This is a genomic window from Pseudomonas sp. E6002 (assembly GCF_013385565.1).
Taxonomy (GTDB): Bacteria; Pseudomonadota; Gammaproteobacteria; order Pseudomonadales; family Pseudomonadaceae; genus Aquipseudomonas.
Genome location: NZ_JACAPT010000013.1, coordinates 11508 through 32075, shown reverse-complemented (window position 1 = coordinate 32075; position 20568 = coordinate 11508). Strand labels below are relative to the sequence as shown.

20 protein-coding genes are annotated in these 20568 nt (G+C 60.5%); 8 read left to right on the top strand and 12 right to left on the bottom strand.

Annotation, left to right across the window (positions count from 1 at the left end; translation table 11 throughout):
- Nucleotides 1-153 precede the first annotated feature (153 nt).
- From HX815_RS12905 to HX815_RS12890, 4 genes are all read right to left on the bottom strand, one after another.
- Nucleotides 154-1047: an NAD-dependent epimerase/dehydratase family protein gene (locus HX815_RS12905; protein ID WP_177028360.1), complete on the bottom strand. Its 894-nt coding sequence runs from the start codon at nucleotides 1045-1047 to the stop codon at nucleotides 154-156.
- 104 nt (nucleotides 1048-1151) lie between these two features.
- Nucleotides 1152-2048 (bottom strand): LysR family transcriptional regulator, encoded by an 897-nt coding sequence (locus HX815_RS12900; RefSeq protein WP_008436694.1) that lies wholly within the window; start codon nucleotides 2046-2048, stop codon nucleotides 1152-1154.
- Nucleotides 2049-2089: 41 nt separating this feature from the next.
- Nucleotides 2090-2680 carry an NAD(P)H-dependent oxidoreductase gene (locus tag HX815_RS12895; protein WP_177028359.1) on the bottom strand — a complete coding sequence of 197 codons (591 nt, stop codon included), beginning with the start codon at nucleotides 2678-2680 and terminating at the stop codon, nucleotides 2090-2092.
- Nucleotides 2681-2797: 117 nt separating this feature from the next.
- Nucleotides 2798-3562 (bottom strand): sulfite exporter TauE/SafE family protein, encoded by a 765-nt coding sequence (locus HX815_RS12890; RefSeq protein WP_177009239.1) that lies wholly within the window; start codon nucleotides 3560-3562, stop codon nucleotides 2798-2800.
- A 190-nt stretch (nucleotides 3563-3752) separates the two neighbouring features.
- On the opposite strand from HX815_RS12890, the gene HX815_RS12885 reads away from it, so the two are divergent.
- Nucleotides 3753-4667 carry a LysR substrate-binding domain-containing protein gene (locus tag HX815_RS12885; RefSeq protein ID WP_177028358.1) on the top strand — a complete coding sequence of 305 codons (915 nt, stop codon included), beginning with the start codon at nucleotides 3753-3755 and terminating at the stop codon, nucleotides 4665-4667.
- 15 nt (nucleotides 4668-4682) lie between these two features.
- Here the strand turns inward: HX815_RS12885 and HX815_RS12880 are convergent, their stop codons facing one another.
- Together HX815_RS12880 and kynU are read right to left on the bottom strand one after the other, a co-directional pair.
- Complete coding sequence (locus tag HX815_RS12880) at nucleotides 4683-6113, bottom strand: amino acid permease (RefSeq protein ID WP_134325690.1); 1431 nt, start codon at nucleotides 6111-6113, stop codon at nucleotides 4683-4685.
- Nucleotides 6114-6279: 166 nt separating this feature from the next.
- Nucleotides 6280-7530, bottom strand: a complete 1251-nt coding sequence (kynU, locus tag HX815_RS12875; protein WP_003212302.1) for a kynureninase — start codon at nucleotides 7528-7530, stop codon at nucleotides 6280-6282.
- Between the two features lie 142 nt (nucleotides 7531-7672).
- Between kynU and HX815_RS12870 the strand changes: the two genes are divergently transcribed.
- Entirely contained in the window at nucleotides 7673-8146 is a 474-nt protein-coding gene (locus HX815_RS12870) for an Lrp/AsnC family transcriptional regulator (protein ID WP_003212305.1), read from the top strand.
- Between the two features lie 124 nt (nucleotides 8147-8270).
- Here HX815_RS12870 and catA read toward each other — a convergent pair whose 3' ends face one another.
- The 3 genes from catA to HX815_RS12855 are packed head-to-tail and all read right to left on the bottom strand — an operon-like array spanning nucleotide 8271 to nucleotide 10674.
- Nucleotides 8271-9200 (bottom strand): catechol 1,2-dioxygenase, encoded by a 930-nt coding sequence (catA, locus tag HX815_RS12865; RefSeq protein ID WP_003212307.1) that lies wholly within the window; start codon nucleotides 9198-9200, stop codon nucleotides 8271-8273.
- A 42-nt stretch (nucleotides 9201-9242) separates the two neighbouring features.
- Nucleotides 9243-9533: a muconolactone Delta-isomerase gene (gene catC / locus HX815_RS12860; RefSeq protein WP_003212310.1), complete on the bottom strand. Its 291-nt coding sequence runs from the start codon at nucleotides 9531-9533 to the stop codon at nucleotides 9243-9245.
- Between the two features lie 16 nt (nucleotides 9534-9549).
- Nucleotides 9550-10674, bottom strand: a complete 1125-nt coding sequence (locus HX815_RS12855) for a muconate cycloisomerase family protein (RefSeq protein WP_003212312.1) — start codon at nucleotides 10672-10674, stop codon at nucleotides 9550-9552.
- Between the two features lie 114 nt (nucleotides 10675-10788).
- Between HX815_RS12855 and HX815_RS12850 the strand changes: the two genes are divergently transcribed.
- Complete coding sequence (locus HX815_RS12850; protein ID WP_003212314.1) at nucleotides 10789-11664, top strand: LysR family transcriptional regulator; 876 nt, start codon at nucleotides 10789-10791, stop codon at nucleotides 11662-11664.
- Nucleotides 11665-11803: 139 nt separating this feature from the next.
- Here HX815_RS12850 and HX815_RS12845 read toward each other — a convergent pair whose 3' ends face one another.
- Complete coding sequence (locus tag HX815_RS12845; RefSeq protein ID WP_008436676.1) at nucleotides 11804-12802, bottom strand: helix-turn-helix domain-containing protein; 999 nt, start codon at nucleotides 12800-12802, stop codon at nucleotides 11804-11806.
- Between the two features lie 313 nt (nucleotides 12803-13115).
- On the opposite strand from HX815_RS12845, the gene antA reads away from it, so the two are divergent.
- The 4 genes from antA (at nucleotide 13116) to HX815_RS12825 (ending at nucleotide 17648) form a co-directional block, all read left to right on the top strand.
- Nucleotides 13116-14507 carry an anthranilate 1,2-dioxygenase large subunit gene (gene antA / locus HX815_RS12840; protein ID WP_003212318.1) on the top strand — a complete coding sequence of 464 codons (1392 nt, stop codon included), beginning with the start codon at nucleotides 13116-13118 and terminating at the stop codon, nucleotides 14505-14507.
- Nucleotides 14507-14998, top strand: coding sequence for an anthranilate 1,2-dioxygenase small subunit (gene antB, locus HX815_RS12835; RefSeq protein WP_003212320.1), 492 nt, complete (start codon nucleotides 14507-14509; stop codon nucleotides 14996-14998). Before antA ends, antB begins: the two co-directional genes overlap by 1 nt.
- Before the next feature lie 170 nt (nucleotides 14999-15168).
- The gene (gene antC, locus HX815_RS12830; RefSeq protein WP_177028357.1) at nucleotides 15169-16176 is read left to right on the top strand and encodes an anthranilate 1,2-dioxygenase electron transfer component AntC; all 1008 of its coding nucleotides are present in this window, start codon (nucleotides 15169-15171) and stop codon (nucleotides 16174-16176) included.
- 71 nt (nucleotides 16177-16247) lie between these two features.
- The gene (locus tag HX815_RS12825; RefSeq protein ID WP_003212324.1) at nucleotides 16248-17648 is read left to right on the top strand and encodes an amino acid permease; all 1401 of its coding nucleotides are present in this window, start codon (nucleotides 16248-16250) and stop codon (nucleotides 17646-17648) included.
- Between the two features lie 177 nt (nucleotides 17649-17825).
- On the opposite strand, the gene kynA is transcribed toward HX815_RS12825, so the two are convergent.
- On the bottom strand, nucleotides 17826-18683 hold the full coding sequence (gene kynA / locus HX815_RS12820) for a tryptophan 2,3-dioxygenase (RefSeq protein ID WP_003212327.1): 858 nt from the start codon (nucleotides 18681-18683) through the stop codon (nucleotides 17826-17828).
- Nucleotides 18680-19330: an arylformamidase gene (gene kynB / locus HX815_RS12815; RefSeq protein ID WP_087693454.1), complete on the bottom strand. Its 651-nt coding sequence runs from the start codon at nucleotides 19328-19330 to the stop codon at nucleotides 18680-18682. Before kynB ends, kynA begins: the two co-directional genes overlap by 4 nt.
- 389 nt (nucleotides 19331-19719) lie before the next feature.
- Here kynB and HX815_RS12810 point away from each other — a divergent pair, with 389 nt between their 5' ends.
- Nucleotides 19720-20064 (top strand): cupin domain-containing protein, encoded by a 345-nt coding sequence (locus tag HX815_RS12810; RefSeq protein WP_003212331.1) that lies wholly within the window; start codon nucleotides 19720-19722, stop codon nucleotides 20062-20064.
- Nucleotides 20065-20568 lie beyond the last annotated feature (504 nt).

Here is a 20568-nt window from a genome sequence, read left to right as displayed (position 1 = left end):
GGTGGGGCTAGTGTTGGGTAAGACCGTTGGACCGTGTCGCCCCTTTCGCGAGCAAGCCCGCTCCCACATTTGACCGCATTCCAAAGTTGGAACTCGGTCAAATGTGGGAGCGGGCTTGCTCGCGAAAGGGCTAGCCTCGGTCTCAAGCGAACATCAAACCATCTCGTTGCGAATCCACTCAACTACGGAGGTCCGCTTCGGCGCCCACCCCAGCAATTCCCGCGCATGCTTGCCGCGCACCCGGCTGTTGGAGCCCAGGCCATAGTTGGCCATTTCATAACCCCACTCGGCCTCGGCATCCGCCAATGGCCAATCCTGTGGTTTACCCAGCTTCAGCGCTTCGGCAATCGCGGTGGTCATGTCGACAAACGCCGCTTCGCCACTCTCCACAAAGTAGAAAGTGCCCGGCACATTCTTTTCCAGCGCCAGCAGGTACAACGCAACCACGTCTTCAATGTGCACGTTGGACCAGATGTTCTGCCCGGTGCTCACATGCCGCACTACACCGCTTTTGCGTGCCTGCTTGAGCAAGCGTGGCAACTGCACGCTGTCGCGCTTGACGCCCAGGCTGTGACCGTAGATCAGGGTGTTGCAGATCACTGCCGAGTTCACGCCATCTTTGGCGGCAGCCAGGATCAGGTTGTCGATGGCCACGCGAGCAGCCTTGTCGACAGTCGGAGCCGGCAGGTTGTCTTCAAAGTAGATGACATCGCTGGACTTACCGCCCGACGCATCGCCGACGATGCTCGAACCGCTGGTGTGCAGGAAGGTTTTGTTGGAGCCGCGCAACGCGGCCAGCAAGGTTTCCACGGCGCCGCGATGGTCACTGCTGGCGGCGTTGATCACCGCGTCAGCTTTCTTCGCCTGCTCGGTCAACAGCGCGCTGTCATCCAGCGTACCGATTACCGGCGTGATGCCCAGTGCAGTCATTTCCGCAGCCTGTTCGGTGCTGCGCACCAGGCCGGTGACGTTATGGCCGGCCTTGACCAGGCCAGTAGCGATGGAACCGCCGATAAAACCGGCAGCGCCGGTGATGAATACGTTCATGGAGGTGTCTCCCTGCGTGAGTAATTGATGGCGTCAGTATTGCGGACCTATCCATTCCGAATAAGTCCGCATTGCCCAATTCACTCTTGCGCAGGGGTCACGAATCAACGGGCGTAGCTGGACAGCTTGCCTTGGATAAAGTCCAGGAAGCACTGGATGCGCAAGGCCAATTGCGAGTTGCGGTAGTACACGGCATTGATCGGCTGGCGATAGCCGCTGTTGAACTCTGCCAGCACCGGTATCAGGCGCCCGCTTTTGATGTCCTGGGCGGTCATGAAGTCCGAGAGACAGGTGATGCCCTGCCCTTCCAGCGCCAGTTGGCGCAAGGTTTCACCGCTGGAGGCGGCGACGCCCGGCTGGATCTGCCAGCGATCGCCGTGCACATGGCGCAGCGGCCAGTGGTTCAGGGTTTCGGTCTGGGTGAAACCGAGCAAGGTGTGTTCGGCCAGTTCGGCAACGGTGCTGGGCGTACCGTGCTGTTCCAGATACGCCGGGCTGGCGAGGATATGCAGCGGGCTGCATCCCAGTGAGCGGGCGTGAAGGGTCGAGTCGGCCAGGGCACCGATGCGAATCGCGATGTCGGTGCTTTGCTCCAGCAGGTCGATGATCAGGTCGTTGCTGTTCAGCTCCAGCTGGATGTCCGGGTACAGGCCACGAAACTCGGCGATGTACGGCACGATCGCATGCAGCATGAACGGCGACGCCGCGTTGATCCGCAGGCGCCCCGACGGAGTTTGCTGGCGCGACGACAGGCGTTCTTCCAGGTCGTCCATCTGCTCGAGGATCACCTTGGCCCGCTCAAAGAAATACTTGCCCTCTTCGGTCAGGTCCATGCGCCGGGTGGTGCGGTTGATCAGGGTGGTGTCGAGCTTGGCTTCCAGGCGCGACAAGGTGCGGCTGACCGCCGACGGCGTCTGCCCGACCTGTTCGGCTGCGGCGGAAATCGACCCGCATTCAATCACGCAGACGAAGATCTGTAGCTCATCGGATCGGGCTTTCAACGTGAATCCTCTTTATAGCGGCTGCACGGATACTAGCCGCATTACAGACTCAGGTTAAACACCTGTGCCAGATGCTGTTCATAACGCGCCACGTCGGCTTCGATGGCCGGGCGTTTCATCACGTCCACACAGAGGAAGGTCGGCAGGCCGATCATGCCGAGGAACTCGTTGGCCTTGTGGAACGGGAAATACACCGCGTCCACGCCCTTGGCTTCGAAGAAGTCGGTGGGGTCGTCGAACGCTTGCTGAGGAGCGTTCCAGGTCAGGGACAGCATGTATTGCTTGCCCTGGATCAGGCCACCGCTGCCGTATTTCTGCGACGAGTCGGAGCGGGTGCGGCCGTCGCTGGCGTACAGGCTGCCATGGCCTTCGGTGAAGACTTCATCGATGTACTTCTTGACGATCCACGGAGCGCCCATCCACCAGCCGGGCATCTGGTAGATGATCACGTCGGCCCAGAGGAATTTGGCGACTTCTTCGGCCACGTCGTAGCCGGCGTCGATGTGGGTTTCCTTGACGTCGATGCCGCCACGGTCCAGTACCGCCAGGGCGGCTTCATGCAGGGTGCTGTTGTAGCGACCGTCGGAATGGGCGAATTTCTTACCGCCGTTGAGCAGGAGTACTTTTTTCATAGGGGGTGCCTAAAGATTAAAAATGTCTGAAGGCAGGGTAACGGGGTCGGTGCTTTGGAATAAGCGTCCCGGCGGCAAAATACATTTGACCAAGGCGCACGAATCAACGGCATATTGTTAACCACTGATCAGCAGATGACCTCCCAGCGCGGCCATGCCGATAAAGAACACCCGCTTGAACAGCACGGCACTGATGCGCTGGCGCAGGGCCTGGCCCAGCCACATCCCGAGCAGCGCGGGAACCAGCGCCAGCAACGAGGCGTTCAATTCGCCGCCGCCCAGGCTGCCACGCCAGAACAGCCCGGCTGCCAGCGCCAGGGTCGACACGGTGAACGATAGCCCCAACGCTTGCACCAGCTGATCGCGGTTCAAGCCCAACGCTTGCAGATACGGCACCGCCGGTATCACGAACACCCCAGTGGCCGAGGTGATGACCCCGGTCAGCACGCCGCACAGCGGGCCCAGCCAACGCTCGGTGGCCGGGCTTACCTTGAACGTCGGCAGCAACAGCCCGCTCAAGGCATACACCAGCAGCGCGCCGCCCAACGCCCGCACCACCCAATGCCCGCCATCCATGCCCAGCCACACCGAGCCCAGCCCGGTGCCGAGGAAAATCAGCAGGAGCATCGGCCACAGGCGTTTGATCAACGCGCTCAGGTGACCGCCGAAGGCCAGTTGCCAGAGGTTGGTGACGGTGGACGGGATGATCAGCAACGCCGCAGCCTGCGCCGGTAACATAGCCAGGCCGAGCATGCCCATGGCGACGGTGGGCAGGCCCAGGCCGATGACGCCCTTGACCGTACCGGCCAGCAGGAAGGTGCCGACCACCAGCAATGTCAGGGCCGGGCCGAGGTTTTGGTAGAACGCGAGTAAGGTATTCATGGGTCGATTTTGCAGGTTTGGGTGATGTCTGAAAATTCGCCATATACTGAGGCAGCCTCTTGTTTTGCATGAGGCAGATGGCCTCTTCGCGAGCAAGCCCGCTCCCACATTTTGAAAGGGTTCACAGATCTAAATGTGGGAGCGGGCTTGCTCGCGAAGAGGCCCGTACAGACACTGAGATCCCCAGCACATGCACTTTGACCTGATCGACCTGCGCCTGTACCTGCACATCCTCGACACCGGCAATATCACCGCCGGCGCCGGCCGCAGCCATTTGTCCCTGGCGGCGGCGAGTGCGCGGATCCGGGCGATGGAGGCCTCGCTGGGTATCGAGTTCCTGGAACGTGGCCGCCGTGGCGTCACCCCGACTGCTGCGGGCAAAGCCCTCGCCCGTCACGCCCGCCTGCTGTTGCAGCAAGCCGATCACCTGCAGCAAGACCTCGCGGGATACGCCAACGGCGTCAAAGGCCAGGTGCGCCTGCTGTGCAACACCACCGCCCTGAGCGAATACCTGCCGGAACTGTTGGCGGACTTTCTGCACGAGCACCCCAACCTCGACATCGACCTGCAGGAACTGCCAAGCCTGCGCATCACCCACGCCTTGCGCCAGGGCGCGGCAGACCTGGGGATTATTTCCGACGCAGTAGATACCCACGGCCTGCAAACCCTGCCCTTTCGCGACGACCCGCTGGTGCTGATCATGCCGCTGGATCACCCGCTGGCCGGGCGCACCGTGAGTTTTATCGACAGCTTGCAGTATGACTACGTGGGCCTGGCCGCCGACAGCGCGCTGGCGGTGTACCTGGAGGAACAGGCATTGCACGCAGGCTTTCGCTTGCAGACACGCATCCGTGCAGATGGGTTTGACGGGCTGATTCGCATGGTCGCCCGGGGCGCCGGGCTGGGGATCGTGCCCCTGGCGGCGCTGGAACGCTGGCCGTTGGAGCGGCGCTTCAAGGCCCAACCCCTGAGCGAGGATTGGGCCTGTCGCAAACTGCTGTTATGCGCCCGCGAGTTCGAGCAATTGCCCGGTTACGCCGCCCAACTGCTAAACGCCCTCTCCCCCTGTAGGAGCGAGCTTGCTCGCGAAGCACGTCAACGATAACGCGGGCTTTCTGATTTAACCCGGCGCCCTCGGGTTTTTCGCGAGCAAGCTCGCTCCTACAAGGTTTTGGCGACCCTTGCGGAAGAACACGTAGTACACCGCCGACAGAATCAGCAGGAACGGCACCCCGAACACCAGCGTCATCTTGAACGCATCGGTGAAAAACGTGGTGATCATCACCGCGCCCATCAGCACCAGGCCCAGCAGCGTGCTGTAGGGAAACAGCGCCAGCTGGAACGACAGCTTCGCCCCGCCGTGACGCTTGCGGTAGCGGCGGAAAAACAGGTGCGTGAGGAAGATCATGAACCAGGTGAAGATCGCGCCAAACATCGAGATCGCCATCATCAGGGTGAACGAGCTTTCCGGGTACACCACGTTCAGCAGGGTCGCCAGGGCAATGCCCGAGCTGGACAGCAACAAGGCGTTCAACGGGATCCCGCTCTTGCTCAAGGCGCCCATGGACTTGGGCGCAAAACCGGCGCGCGACAGGCTGAACATCATGCGGGTGGTGATGTAGAGCTGGCTGTTCATCGCCGACAGCGCAGCGATCAGGATCACGAAGTTCATCACCCCGGTGGCGCCGGGAATGCCGATGGTCTGCATCACCGTGACGAACGGGCTCTGGGCGTGGCCAGCCTGGTTCCACGGCACGATGGCCAACATCAGCGCCAGGGTCAGCAGGTAGAACACCACCAGCCGTACGATGGTCGCGCGGAAGGCTTTTTTCACCGCCTGCTCCGGGTCGGCCGCTTCACCGGCGGCCACCGCGATCATTTCCACGCTCAGGTAACTGAAGATCGAGACGATCACCGCAATCCACATGCCGCTCAACCCGTTCGGGAAAAAGCCGCCGTGGGCCGCGTAGTTCTGCACACCGTAATCCGGATTGCCGGAGCCGAACACCACGTACACCGCGAGGATGATGAAGCCAACGATGGCGCTGATCTTGATCGTGGAGAACCAGTACTCAAAGTTGCCGAAGGTCTTGACGCTGATGGCGTTGAGTACGATCAGCACGCTGGAAAACGAGACAATCCACACCCATTCCGGCACGTTGGCAAACCAGTACTTCATGTACATCGCCACCGCCGTGACCTCGGCGCCCACCGCCAGCACAATCGCCGCCCAGTACGCATAGCGCACCAGGAAACCGGCCAGCGGGCTGACGTAAAATTCGGCATACGCGCCGAAGGAGCCCGAGGTGGAATGCGCCACGGTCATCTCCGCCAGGCAGCCCATCAACAGCAAAGTGATCAGCGCACCGATGGCATAGCTCACCAGCACGCTGGGCCCGGCATAGCCGATGGCGTAGGCGCTGCCCATGAACAGCCCGGTGCCGATGGCGCCACCGATGGCGATCATGCTCATCTGGCCGGAAGTGAGCTGGCGCCTGAGGCCCAGTTCGCGATTGGTGATTTCGGCAAAGCCTTGGTCTGGCGTGGTCACGTGGCGTGCCCCTTTATTATTGTGATTGCACTGCTTTTCTGGATGAAACACTGTCCCCTGTGGGAGCGGGCTTGCTCGCGAATGCGGTGTGCCAGTCAATACATCAGGGACTGATGGACCGCATTCGCGAGCAAGCCCGCTCCCACATTTTTTGCTCTGCGTTTACTCAGGTGACGCTGTGGCGAACCTTGAACTGCGGCTGGTCCCAGGTTCTCTGATCGAGAATCTCACCCAGGATTTCCACCGCATCCCACACTTCAGCAAAGCTGGTGTACAGCGGGGTAAACCCGAACCGCATGATCCGCGGCTCACGATAATCACCAATCACGCCACGAGCGATCAAGGCCTGGATAACCGCATAGCCTTCCGGGTGTTCGAAGCTGACATGGCTACCCCGTCGGGCATGCTCACGCGGGGTGATCAGGGTCAGGTCGTGGGCGGCGCAACGGCTTTCCACCAACTCGATAAACAGGTCGGTCAACGCCAGGGATTTAGAGCGCAAGCTGGCCATATCGGTCTGGGCGAAAATATCCAGGCCACACTCCACCATCGCCAGCGAGGTAATCGGCTGGGTGCCGCACAGGTAGCGGGCGATGCCCTGGCTCGGGGCATAACGCGATTCCATGGCGAACTGTCGGGTATGCCCGAACCAGCCCGACAGCGGCTGCGTAACCACATCCACCAGCGCCGGGTTGACCCACACAAACGCCTGGGAGCCGGGCCCGCCGTTGAGGTATTTGTAAGTGCAACCAATCGCATAATCGGCACCGGCCTGATGCAGGTCGATCGGCACCGCGCCCGCCGAATGCGCCAGGTCCCAGATCGCCAGCGCGCCACATTCATGGCTCAAGGCAGTCTGGGCCTGCATGTCGTACATGTAGCCGGTCTTGTAGTTGACGTGGGTGAGCATCACCACGGCCGTGTCCTGGTCGATGGCTTTCGGCAGTTCGTCCGGGCTGTTGACCAGGCGCAGGGAGTAGCCCTGTTGCAGCAGTTCGGTGAGGCCTTCGGCGATGTACAGGTCGGTGGGGAAATTGCTCGCTTCGCTGACGATCACCTTGCGGCTTGGCGCGCGTTCGCGTTGCACGGTCAGCGCGGCGCTGAGCACTTTGAACAGGTTGATGGAGGTGGTATCGGTGATCACCACTTCACCGTCGCGGGCACCGATCAGCGGTGCCAGGCGATTGCCCAGGCGCTGGGACAGGTCGGCCCAGCCGGCACTGTTCCAACTGCGAATCAGCCCATTGCCCCACTCCTCGGCGATCACCGCTTGCGCCCGTTCCAGTGCCGCTACCGGGCGCGCACCGAGGGAGTTGCCGTCGAGGTAGATGACCCCGGCCGGCAAGGCGAATTGGTTGCGCAATGGCGCCAGCGGATCCTGGGCGTCGAGGGTCAGGCAATGGGTGCGGGTGGTCATGGTCAGTCCTGTTGTTGTAGTAACAATGAGCCAAATAATGAACGAAGCTTTAGAGAATTTTCGTGCAAAGTGGTGGGCAACAGGCTAATTAAGCTGTAGGAAATTCGAATTTAACCCCCAAACACGCGGATTTATTCTAACCATGATTCTCGACGCCACCGACCTGCGCCTTCTGCATTTCCTGCAACAGGATGGCCGTATCAGTAACCAGGAACTGGCGGAGAAAGTCGCCCTGTCGCCGTCGGCCTGCCTGCGGCGTTTGCGCCTGCTGGAAAGCGAGGGAATCATCAGTGGTTATCGGGCGGTGTTGAACGCCGAGCAGTTGGGGATTGAGCTGGAGGCCATCGTCCACCTGTCGTTACGCCAGGATGTGGAGGATTGGCACGAGACGTTTATCAAGAAGGTACAGGGGTGGCCGGAGGTGGCCAGTGCGTACGTGATTACCGGGGCGAGCAATTATGTGCTGCGGGTGCAGGCGCGCAACCTCAAGCACTTTTCGGATTTCATTGTGAACCACCTGAACCGCACGGCGGGGGTGATGGATATTCGCTCGGAGATCGTGTTGCAGAAGATCAAGGATCGGGATGATCTGCTCGACCTGGTTGTTCGCAAATAGGCCAAACGATACAGAGCCAATGTGGGAGCGGGCTTGCTCGCGAAGGCGGAGTGTCAGTCACCGGAAATATTGACTGATCCACCGCATTCGCGAGCAAGCCCGCTCCCACATTTTTTTACCGCGTTCAGTCTTCGAGGGCGCGCACTCGCTGCATGCGCTTCTGCTCTACCGGCGCCGCCGCAGGCTGCAACTCAAAGTCAAAATCAATCTGCGCAAACTGCCCTTCCACACCAAATTCCTTCGCCAGGTTTGCGTCCTCGCTGAAGCGAATTTCGGCGATCAACTCATCCCGCGTCGCATAGGCAAAATCATCATGCAGGTACGGGTCATCCGACAGGTTGATCTGGGTGGTCAGGTGCCGATGGCCCGGCGCCGAGATGAAGAAGTGGATATGCGCCGGCCGCTGGCCATGGCGCCCCAACTGGTCCAGCAACTGCTGGGTCGGGCCGGTCGGCGGGCAGCCATATCCCGACGGCACGATGCTGCGAAAACGGTAGTTGCCCTGGGCATCGGTCTCGATTCGCCGACGCAGGTTGAACTCCGACTGCGTGCTGTCAAACCACGAATACGTACCACCGGTATTGGCCTGCCATACATCGACAATCGCCCCCGCCAACGGTTTGCCATTGGTGTCGCGCACCTGGCCCTGCATGAACAGCGGCACGCCCGGGTCCTGCCCGTCGTCCAGCCGCGCCTCGAACTTGGACAGCGGCGCACCGGCCACATACAGCGGGCCTTCGATGGTGCGCGGGGTGCCGCCGGATTTGCCGGCTTCCTCGTCCGCCGCGTCCATCAGCATGTCCAGGTAATGCTCCAGGCCCAACCCTGCCGCGAGCAAGCCGGCTTCCTGGTTCTTGCCCAGTTCGTTGAGGTAGTTGACCGCCTTCCAGAACTCTTCCGGGGTCACTTCCAGGTCTTCGATGATGTTCACCGTGTCCCGCAGGATCCGGTAGATCAGCGCCTTGGCCCGTGGGTTGCCGCCGTCGTTAAGGTTGCCGCTGGCTTCTTCGAGAAACTGTTGGGCGTGAGCAGTCTGAGAAAGTCGGATGGACATGGTGCAATCCTCATCTTGTAATTATTAGGTGAAAAAACAGACTCAGCGATCATCCTCACGGATCGACGATGGATGCCGGCACAGGGCATTCACTTCGATGGCCATGTAAGGATAAAGCGGCAGTTGCATCAACAGGTCATGCAGTTCCTGCACGCTGTCGACATCGAACACGCTGTAGTTGGCGTACAGCCCGGCGATGCGCCACAGGTGGCGCCATTTGCCTTGCTCCTGCAGCCGCTGGGAGAAGGCTTTTTCTTCAGCCTTGAGGCCGGCAGCGCGCTCGGGGTTCATGTCGACGGGCAGGTTCACGGTCATTTTTACGTGGAACAACATCGCAGGTGTCCTCTTGTTAGTTATCGCGACGGAAGAACGCCAGGCGCTCTTCATCGATGGCCAGGCCCAGGCCCGGAGCGGTGGAGACATGCAGGTGGAAATCGCGGTACACCAGCGGCTCGGCGAGGATGTCTTCGGTGAGCAGCAGCGGGCCGAACAGCTCGGTGTCCCACGCCAGTTTGTTCAAGGTGAGAAAGGCATGGGCCGAGGCCAGGGTGCCGATACCGCCTTCAAGCATGGTGCCGCCGTACAGGCCGATACCCGCCGCTTCGGCAATCGCTGCGGTGCGCAATACCGCACGCGGCCCGCCGTTTTTGGCGATCTTCAGGGCGAACACCGAGGCCGCGCCTTCGCGGGCCAGGTTGAAGGCATCTTCCACGCATTCGATGGACTCGTCGGCCATGATCGGCGCCGGGCTCGACAGGTTGAGCCGCACCATGCCGCCGCGGTTGTTGCGCGAGATCGGTTGTTCGATCAGGTCGATACCGTTGTCCCCCAGCACCTTGCAGGCGCGCAGGGCCACGGCTTCGTCCCAGGCCTGGTTGACGTCGACCCGCACACTGGCGCGGTCGCCCAGGGCTTTTTTGATCGCGATGACGTGGGCCAGGTCCTGGCTGACTTCACCGGCGCCGATCTTCAATTTGAAAATGCGGTGGCGGCGCAGGTCGAGCATCTTCTCGGCCTCGGCGATGTCTTTTTCGGTGTTGCCGCTGGCCAGGGTCCAGGCCACCGGCAAGGCGTCCCGCACGCGGCCGCCGAGCAATTCGCTGACCGGCAGGTTCAGGCGTTTGCCGAGGGCATCGAGCAAGGCGCTTTCGATACCCGACTTGGCAAAGGTGTTGCCCCGGATGCTGCGCTCCAGGCGCAACATGGCGGCATTGATGTTGCTCGCGTCCTGGCCGAGCAGCAGCGGCGCGAAGTGCCGGTCGATGTTGATCTTGATGCTGTCGGGGCTTTCATTGCCGTAGCTCAGGCCACCGATGGTGGTGGATTCACCAATGCCTTCGATACCGTCGGCGCAGCGCACGCGGATGATCACCAGGGTCTGGTTCTGCATCGTGTGCATCGCCAGTTTGTGCGGGCGGATGGTAGGGAGATCGACGATGATGGTCTCGATCGACTCGATGGCGCAAATCGGCATGGCAATACCCGTTGGGTTCTTTATAGATTTGGCCTGATTCTGTTCCGGATCTCTGCTGGCTTCCAATATAGAATGAGTCTCGAACAATACCCTTAAGGTATGAATGGAGTCTTTATGGAACTGCGCCATCTGCGTTACTTCCAGGTGCTGGGGGAAACCCTCAACTTCACCCGCGCCGCCGAACGCCTGCACATTGCCCAGCCGCCGCTGAGCCGGCAGATCCAGCAATTGGAGGACGAACTGGGTGTGGTGCTGCTGGAGCGCGGGCGCCCGTTGCGCCTGACCGAAGCCGGGCGGTTTTTCTATGAGCACGCCAATGTGCTGCTGGAGCAACTGGGCAAGGTGTGTGACAACACCCGGCGCATCGGCCTTGGGCAGAAAACCTGGCTGGGCATCGGTTTTGCGCCGTCGACGCTGTACGGCGTGCTGCCGGAGTTGATTCGCCGGCTGCGCAGCCACGATGGCCTGGAGCTGGAGTTGGGCCTGTCGGAGATGACCACGCTGCAACAGGTTGAAGCTCTCAAGGCCGGGCGGATTGACGTGGGCTTCGGGCGGATTCGCATCGACGACCCGGCCATTGTGCAGCGGGTGTTGGTGGAGGACCGGTTGGTGGCGGTGTTGCCCGCCGGACATCCCCTGCTGGGTGCCCCGGCCACCCTGGCGCAATTGGCCGCTGAACCCTTCGTGCTGTATCCCGGCAACCCGCGGCCGAGCTACGCCGACCATGTGATCGCGCTGTTCGATGCCCATGGCTTGAGCCTGAAGGTTTCGCAGTGGACCAACGAATTGCAGACCGCCATTGGTCTGGTCGGCGCAGGCATGGGCGTGACCCTGGTACCCGCCTCGGTGCAGGTGCTGCACCGCGCAGACATTGGCTACACGCCGGTGGTGGAGGCCACCGCCACTTCGCCGATCATTCTCAGCCGGCGGATCAATGACCAGTCGCCGGGGCTCAGTCATTGCCTGCAACTGGTGGAAGAGTTGATTTAAAAGAACACCACACATCCAATGTGGGACCGGGCTTGCTCGCGAATGCGCAGTGTCAGTCACCGAATGAGTTGGCTGATGCACCGCATTCGCGAGCAAGCCCGCTCCCACAGTTGATCTCCGTTGTTTTTGCGTAAGGTGTTCATCCACGCATACGCCGGGCGTCGTTGCGTTGCAGGGTCTGGCTGGGGGATTCGTCGAACAGCTTGCGGTATTCGGCCGAGAATCGCCCCAGATGAGTAAAGCCCCAGCCCAGGGCGATTTCGGAGATGGTGCGCGTGGAGCCATGTTCGAGGATTTGCTGGCGCACGGCACCCAGGCGGTATTTCTTCAGATAGGCCATGGGTGACAGGGCGAAGTATTTGCGAAAGGCATCGAACAGCTTGAAGCGCGACACGCCCGCCGCCGCCTCCAGATCCTCCAGGTGCACCGCTTCCCGGGCGTTGTCGTGGATGTACTGTCGGGCACGAATCAAATAGTGCGGCAGCTTCACCCCCAGCACGTCCCGCAGCTCTTCGGAATAGTTGTTCGGCTGGGCCAGGATCAGGCCCTTGATCAGCGAGCTTTCCAGGTCCCGGGTAAACGCCACCTGGTCATACAGCTCGCTGCTGCGCTCCAGTTCGGCGATGAAATACCGCGCCATGCGCCACCACGACGCGGAAGCGCCGTCCACCGCGTCCATCGCCGACTCGAAGCGCAGCGGCGCTTCAATCGGCCGCTGCAGCAGGCCCTCCAGGGATTCGCTCATCGCCGCGCGGGTGATCACCACCTGCAACTTGCGGCAGTCGCCGGAGATCTCCAGCACCTGATGTTCGTTGGGCGAGATGATCACGCCCTGGTCACGGTTGGAGCTGAGCCGCACGCCGTTCTTGCTCAGTTCCTGCTCGCCCACCAGCGGCAGGGTCAGGCTGTAGCTGCTGAAGTGCTCGGCGTCTTCGATGTCGATGGTGACGTCGGTGCCGTATTCGATAATCCCCAGCGTCGTGGCGCGGGACTTGAACACATTGGCGCTGTGGTGAAAGCGGATGCGCTCCGGCGTCGCGGTTTGCAGGCGGTGCGGCCCGCAAATGCCGGACATCCAGCTGCAGGCGCCTTCAAGGTCGAAGCGCTCGATACGTATATCGCGTGTATTGCTACTCATCACGGGGCACCCACGGCAATTGTGGCCGGCGCGCTCTGACGGCGCGTCCTGGTAGATCGACAGCAAGTTTTGCGCCACGCCAGCGGGATCGCCACTGGGTGGATAGCAACCGTCGACTAAGTGGATAACAAGCAGACTTTTCCGACAATCGCCTTGCAAGACAGTAGCGCATTCCGCCACCGCCCTGCACCGCCGTGGGTATTTCGTGCCCAACTAAGTGGCCCACCTTCCCCCATTAACCGGATAGCCCGGTGCCCCGCCGCAGCCTCTTAATGGCTTACCCGTTTAGCCATTATCAAAAAAGGTGCCTCCCATGAGTGGTGCAAGAAGCGTCGAGCAGTGGAAAAGCTTTATCGAAGGCTGCCTGGACTTCCGTCCGGTGGATGAGGTGTTCCGCATCGCCCGGGACATGTTCACCGAGCCGGAGTTGTTCGAGCTGGAAATGGAGCTGATCTTCGAAAAAAACTGGATCTATGCCTGTCACGAGAGCGAACTGGCCAACAAGCACGACTTCGTGACGATGCGCGCCGGGCGCCAGCCGATGATCATCACCCGCGACGGCGAAGGCCAGCTCAACGCGCTGATCAACGCCTGCCAGCACCGGGGCACCACCCTGACCCGAGTCGGCAAGGGCAACCAGTCCACCTTCACCTGCCCGTTCCATGCCTGGTGCTACAAGAGCGATGGCCGGCTGGTGAAGGTCAAGGCGCCGGGGGAATACCCGGAAGGCTTCGACAAGGCCACTCGCGGCCTGAAAAAAGCGCGGATCGAGAGCTACAAGGGCTTCGTCTTCATCAGCCTCGACGTGAACGGCACCAACAGCCTGGAAGACTTCCTCGGCGACGCCAAAGTGTTCTTCGACATGATGGTCGCCCAATCGGCCACCGGTGAGCTGGAAGTGCTGCCGGGCAAGTCCGCCTACACCTACGACGGTAACTGGAAACTGCAAAACGAGAACGGCCTGGACGGTTATCACGTCAGCACCGTGCACTACAACTACGTGGCCACGGTGCAGCATCGCCAGCAGGTCAATACGGAAAACGGCACCGGCTCGGGCACGACACTGGACTACAGCAAACTCGGCGCCGGCGACGCGAACACCGATGACGGCTGGTTCGCCTTCAACAATGGCCACAGCCTGTTGTTCAGCGACATGCCCAACCCCACCGTGCGTTCGGGCTACGCCACCATCATGCCGCGCCTGATCGAAGAACACGGCCAGCAAAAAGCCGAATGGATGATGCACCGCCTGCGCAACCTGAACATCTACCCGAGCCTGTTCTTCCTCGACCAGATCAGCTCGCAGCTGCGGATCATCCGCCCTATCGCATGGAACAAGACCGAAATCATCAGCCAGTGCCTGGGGGTGAAGAACGAGTCTGACGCCGACCGTGAAAACCGTATTCGCCAGTTCGAGGATTTCTTCAACGTCTCGGGCATGGGCACGCCGGATGACCTGGTGGAGTTCCGCGAAGCCCAGCGCGGCTTCCAGGGCCGCCTGGAACGCTGGAGCGATATCTCCCGCGGCAGCCATCGCTGGGAAACCGGGCCGACCCCCAATAGCGAATCCATCGGTATCCAGCCGGCGATGACCGGCACCGAATTCACCCACGAAGGGCTGTACGTCAACCAGCACCGCAACTGGCAGAAATTCCTGCTGGACGGGCTCGACCAGCAAGCCCTGAAACTGCGGGAGGTGGAATGATGAATGCGCAATTGCAGTACCGGATCGAGCAGTTTTTTTACCGTAAATCCGAGCTGTGCGATGCCCAGGACTGGGACGCCTACGTGCAGTTGTTCGACCCGCAGAGCGAGTTTCACCTGCCACAGTGGGATTCGGAACATGTCTACACCCGCGACCCGAAGCGCGAAATGTCGTTGATCTACTACGCCAACCGCTCGGGGCTGGAGGATCGGGTGTTTCGCCTGCGTACGGGCAAGGCTGCGTCGGCCACGCCGATGCCAAGGACGCTGCATTTGATCAACAACGTGCGGATTGCCGAGCAACCGGACGGGCTGCTGGAGGTGAAGTTGAACTGGCATACGTTGTTCTATCGGCTGGCGACGTCGGAGCAGTTCTACGGCAGCGCCACTTACAGCCTCAAGCCCGATGGCGACAGTTGGTTGATCACCCGCAAGCATGCGCTGCTGCTCAACGACACCATCAACTCGGTGCTGGATTTCTATCACCTGTGACCTGATGCATTTCACCTGTGGCGAGGAAGCTTGCTCCCGCTGGACCGGGTTGGCGCTCCAGTGCGTAGCGCTCCCGGCTTTTTGGGGCTGCTGCGCAGCCCAGCGGGAGCAAGCTCCCTCGCCACAGGTAAATCGCAGGCATAGAAAATCAAACTCGCGGAGTTCTGCGAATGAATCACAAAGTGGCCTTCAGTTTTGCCGACGGCAAGACCCTGTTTTTCCCGGTGGGCGCCAATGAGATCCTGTTGGATGCAGCCCTGCGCAATGGCATCAAGATCCCGCTCGACTGCCGCGAAGGCGTATGCGGCACCTGCCAGGGCCGCTGCGAGTCCGGCGATTTCACCCAGGATTACGTGGACGAGGAAGCCCTCTCCAGCCTTGACCTGCAACAACGCAAAATGCTCAGCTGCCAGACCCGGGTCCAATCCGATGCGGCGTTCTACTTCGATTTTGATTCCAGCCTGTGCAACGCGCCGGGGCCGGTCCAGATCCGCAGCACGGTGAGCAATGTGCAGCAGGTGTCGCCCAGCACGGCGATCCTGCACCTGCAGCTTGAAGCACCATTGGACTTTTTGCCGGGCCAATATGCCCGCCTGTCGATTCCCGGCACCGACAGTTGGCGCTCCTACTCTTTCGCCAACCGCCCGGGCAATCAGTTGCAGTTCCTGATCCGCCTGCTGCCCGATGGCGTGATGAGCAACTACATTCGCGAACGCTGCCAGGTCGGTGATGAGTTGCTGCTGGAAGCGCCATTGGGTGCCTTCTACCTTCGGCATGTCACCCGACCGCTGGTGTTGGTGGCCGGTGGCACTGGTTTATCGGCGCTGCTGGGCATGCTTGACGACCTGGCCGCCAGCACCTGCCAACAGCCGGTGCACCTGTATTACGGCGTGCGGGGTGCGGCCGATTTATGCGAGGCAACACGCATAAAAGCCTACGCCGATACGATCCCGGGGTTTCGCTACACCGAGGTACTCAGCAACCCATCTTCGGACTGGGCCGGCAAACGCGGCTACCTCACCGAGCATTTCGACCTGGCCGAATTGCGGGATCAATCGGCAGATATATACGTCTGCGGCCCCCCTCCGATGGTCGAATCCATCAAACAATGGCTGCTGGATCAGGCACTTGATGGCGTTCAGCTGTATTACGAAAAGTTTACCGAGAGTAATATCTGACCCCTCAGCGGTTTGAGGGGCTGGTTCGGTGTGCGATCAACCCTGAAAAAAACAAGTAGAAGGGAATGTTAATGGCGGATGACATGGTTAACCCGGTGGGCCTCAAGCGTGGCCTGAAGAACCGGCATATTCAGCTGATTGCCTTGGGAGGGGCGATCGGGACCGGGCTGTTCCTCGGCTCGGCGGGCGTGCTCAAGTCGGCGGGGCCGTCGATGATCCTGGGCTATGCGGTAGCCGGGTTCATCGCGTTCCTGATCATGCGCCAGCTGGGCGAAATGATCGTCGAGGAACCGGTGGCCGGCTCCTTCAGCCACTTCGCCCACAAGTACTGGGGCGGTTACGCAGGCTTCCTCGCCGGCTGGAACTACTGGGTACTCTACGTGCTGGTGGGCATGGCCGAGCTGACAGCGGTGGGCAAGTACATCCAGTTCTGGTGGCCGGAAATTCCGACCTGGGTCAGTGCGGTGGTGTTCTTTGTGCTGGTCAACCTGATCAACACCCTCAACGTGAAGTTCTTCGGTGAGACCGAGTTCTGGTTCGCGATCATCAAGGTGGTGGCGATTGTCGGCATGATCGTGCTCGGCTGCTACCTGCTGTTCAGCGGCACCGGCGGCCCGCAGGCCTCGGTGAGCAACCTGTGGAGCCACGGCGGGTTCTTCCCGAATGGCGGCATGGGGCTGTTGATGTCCATGGCGTTCATCATGTTCTCGTTCGGCGGCCTGGAGCTGGTGGGTATTACCGCCGCCGAAGCCAGCGAACCCCGCAAGGTGATCCCGAAGGCGATCAACCAGGTGGTGTACCGGATCCTGATTTTCTACGTCGGCGCCCTTACCGTGCTGCTGTCGTTGTACCCATGGGACCAACTGCTGCAAACCCTCGGCGCGTCGGGCGATGCCTACAGCGGCAGTCCGTTCGTGCAGATCTTTTCCTTGATCGGTAACGACACCGCCGCCCACATCCTCAACTTCGTGGTCCTGACCGCGGCACTGTCGGTGTACAACAGCGGCGTGTACTGCAACAGCCGCATGCTGTTCGGCCTGGCCGAGCAAGGCGACGCGCCGAAAGCGCTGATGAAGTTGAACAAGCAAGGCGTGCCGCTGCGTGCCCTGGGCATCTCGGCCCTGGTGACGCTGCTGTGTGTGGTGATCAACTACGTCGCGCCGCATGACGCACTGGAGCTGTTGTTTGCGCTGGTGGTTGCCTCGTTGATGATCAACTGGGCGCTGATCAGCCTGACCCACATCAAGTTCCGCAAGGCCATGGGTGAGCAAGGCGTGGTGCCGTCGTTCAAGACCTTCTGGTTCCCGTTCAGCAACTACCTGTGCCTGGCGTTCATGCTGATGATCATCTGCGTGATGCTGGCGATTCCGGGTGTACGGGCGTCGGTGTATGCGATTCCGGTCTGGGTCGGGATCATCTATGTGGCGTACCGGTTGCGGTTGAATAACGCGAAGGCAGTAACAGCGCAATAACCCATGTGGGAGCGGGCTTGTGTGGGAGCGGGCTTGCTCGCGAAGGCGTCGTGTCAGTCACCTGATGTATTGACTGACACACCGCTTTCGCGAGCAAGCCCGCTCCCACATTTGGATCGTATTTCAAATGAAAAGCCCCGGTACTGATGAGTACCGGGGCTTTTTGTTGGGCCTTGATTACAGCGTGGAACGCACTCGCCACAGCTCGGGGAACAATACGGTGTCGAGCATCTTGCGCAGGTAACCCACGCCTTCGGTGCCGCCCGTACCAGGCTGGAAGCCGATGATCCGCTCCACCGTGGTGACATGGCGGAAGCGCCATTGGCGGAACGAATCCTCCAGGTCGATAAACTTTTCGGCCAATTGGTACAGGTCCCAATACCGGCTCGGATCGCGATAAACCTCGCGCCACGCCGCCTCCACGGAATCATCGTGAACCGTTGGCGCCGTCGGGTCGCGTTCGGCGCGCTTGGGGTCGATCGCCAGCCCGGCCTTGGTCATCAGGTTGATCGCTTCGTCATACAGCGACGGCGTGGCAATCGCCACCTGCAGCTCCTTCAACAACTCCGGCCGGTGGGCGTGAGGCCGCAACAGCGCCGCGCTTTTGTTGCCGAGGATGAATTCGATTTCCCGGTACTGGAACGACTGGAAACCTGACGACTGCCCCAGGTACGGGCGGATCGCCTTGTACTCCGACGGCGTCATGGTCGCCAGTACCGCCCAGGCGTGCACCAACTGGTCAAAGATCCGCGACACCCGCGCCAGCATCTTGAACGCCGGCGGCAGCTCACCCAGGCGCACGTGTTCGCGGGCGGCCTTGAGTTCGTGGAGCATCAACTTCATCCACAGTTCCGAGGTCTGGTGCTGGATGATGAACAGCATCTCGTTGTGGTCCGGCGACAGCGGGTGCTGGGCGCTGAGCACTTTGCCCAGGTCCAGGTAGTCGCCGTAGCTCATGGACTCGGAAAAATTCAGCTCGGCGTTATGCCATTCTTCCGGCGGCTGGTAGTCAGGGGAGAAAGGACACTGGCTCATCGCGTGGGCTCCTTGAGCGGGCGGAGAATGGCTCGTACCGGGCTGGCATCGAGGTTGGCAAAACGCAGCGGCAGCGCGATCAACTCGTAATCGCCCTCCGGCACGTCGTCGAGGACGATGCCTTCGAGAATCGCCATGCCATGCCGGGCGACGGCGTTGTGGGAGTCCATGGTCTTGGACTGCTGCGGGTCCAGGGACGGCGTGTCGATGCCGATCAGGCGCACACCGAGGCTGAACAGCAACTCGACCGTTTGCGGGGCGACGGCGGTGAAATTCGAATCCCAGGCATCCAGCGGCGCCTGTTGATAAGTGCGCAACAGTACACGCTCCGGCAGGTTTTCCAGGCGGCCTTCCAACTGATGCGGCTGCACCAGCGCGCCGCTGCCCAGGCAATGCAGCACCCGGCACGGGCCCATGTACACATCCAGAGACACTTCGCCAATCGGCGCGCCGTCCGCGCTGTAGTGCAACGGCGCGTCCACATGGGCGCCGGTGTGGGGCGACAGGGTGATGCGTCCGACATTCACCGGGCACTCGGGGCCGAACTGCCAGACCCGCTCTTCCTGAAACGGCGTATCACCCGGCCAGGTCGGGGTCGCGGTGCTCAAGGGCGGGCTGATGTCCCACCACGTTTTTATTGGATTCATTTCAAGGCTCTCGGTCGTTACTGGGGTGAATGATACGAGGGCCGGCTGTAAATATTCTTGCGAATTCCAGCGCAAAGCGGGAAATCTTTCGCACTTACTGCGAGGAAATGGCTGATTGGCGCACAGATATTTCGTACCGACTCAATCCTTCAAACAACAAATATCCCCTGTGGGAGCCGGGCTTGCCCGCGATGAGGTCGGCACAGCTTGCCCTTCCATCGCCTGACACTCCGCCATCGCGGGCAAGCCCGGCTCCCACAGGGGTTGGCAGTGACTCACGGCTGTGCAAATGACTGCGCTTCTGGGCATCCCGATGTCGAGTCCAGACCACTGGCGGGCCGCCCAAGGCGATAGGGTTCGGACTTCCCTTCCACTGCCTCGGAATCATCATGTCCAAGCCAATCACCGTACTGCGCGACACCCATCCACTGCCGGTGCTGGACGCCTGCAAATGGGAAAAACTCGAAGGCGACCCGCACACCGTCAACCTCAACGCCTACACCAGCGAAGACGGCAGCAAGATCATGGGCACCTGGATCTGCACCCCCGGCAAATGGCGAGTGGAGTATGTGAAGTGGGAATACTGTCACTTCCAGGAAGGCTACTGCGTGATCACCCCGGACGGCCTGGAGCCGATCCATTTGCGGGCTGGGGATATCTTTGTGGTGGAGCCGGGGATGAAGGGGACGTGGGAAGTGGTCGAGACGGTGCGTAAGTATTTTGTGTTTGCCTGATCCCACCTCCTGGAAAGGGGTCGCCCTGGCCCCTTTTACCTCAACGACGACCGTCGCGCCCTTCTGATAAAAGTAGCACCTCCCTGCCCCTCTTCAAATAACAATCGCTGTTATTCGTGACAGCAACCCTTGATATTCGAAAACAATCAATTAGTATTTTGTGACAGAATATTGTGAGCACCAAGTTCTTGAAAAAATCTCATGACGTAATGCGCAAAATACATAATCAAACTCACCAAACAGTACAACCACTACTTTAGTTATAGATAAGATTGACTTTTGACACCCCCTACACTTTGAGATAGCTTTCTTGCAACCGGTCTATACTCGAATCTCATAGCATTATAACCCGATGATAATAAGAGGTACGGAGAAGGTGCAGAACTTCACATAATCGCAACCTTCACTGCACATTGATGGAAAACGCGCAGCGATTTGAATTAGACTCCAATGAATCAGTTGATTACCCCATTGGTTTGTTCTAAGGACTCCACACGTCTTCCA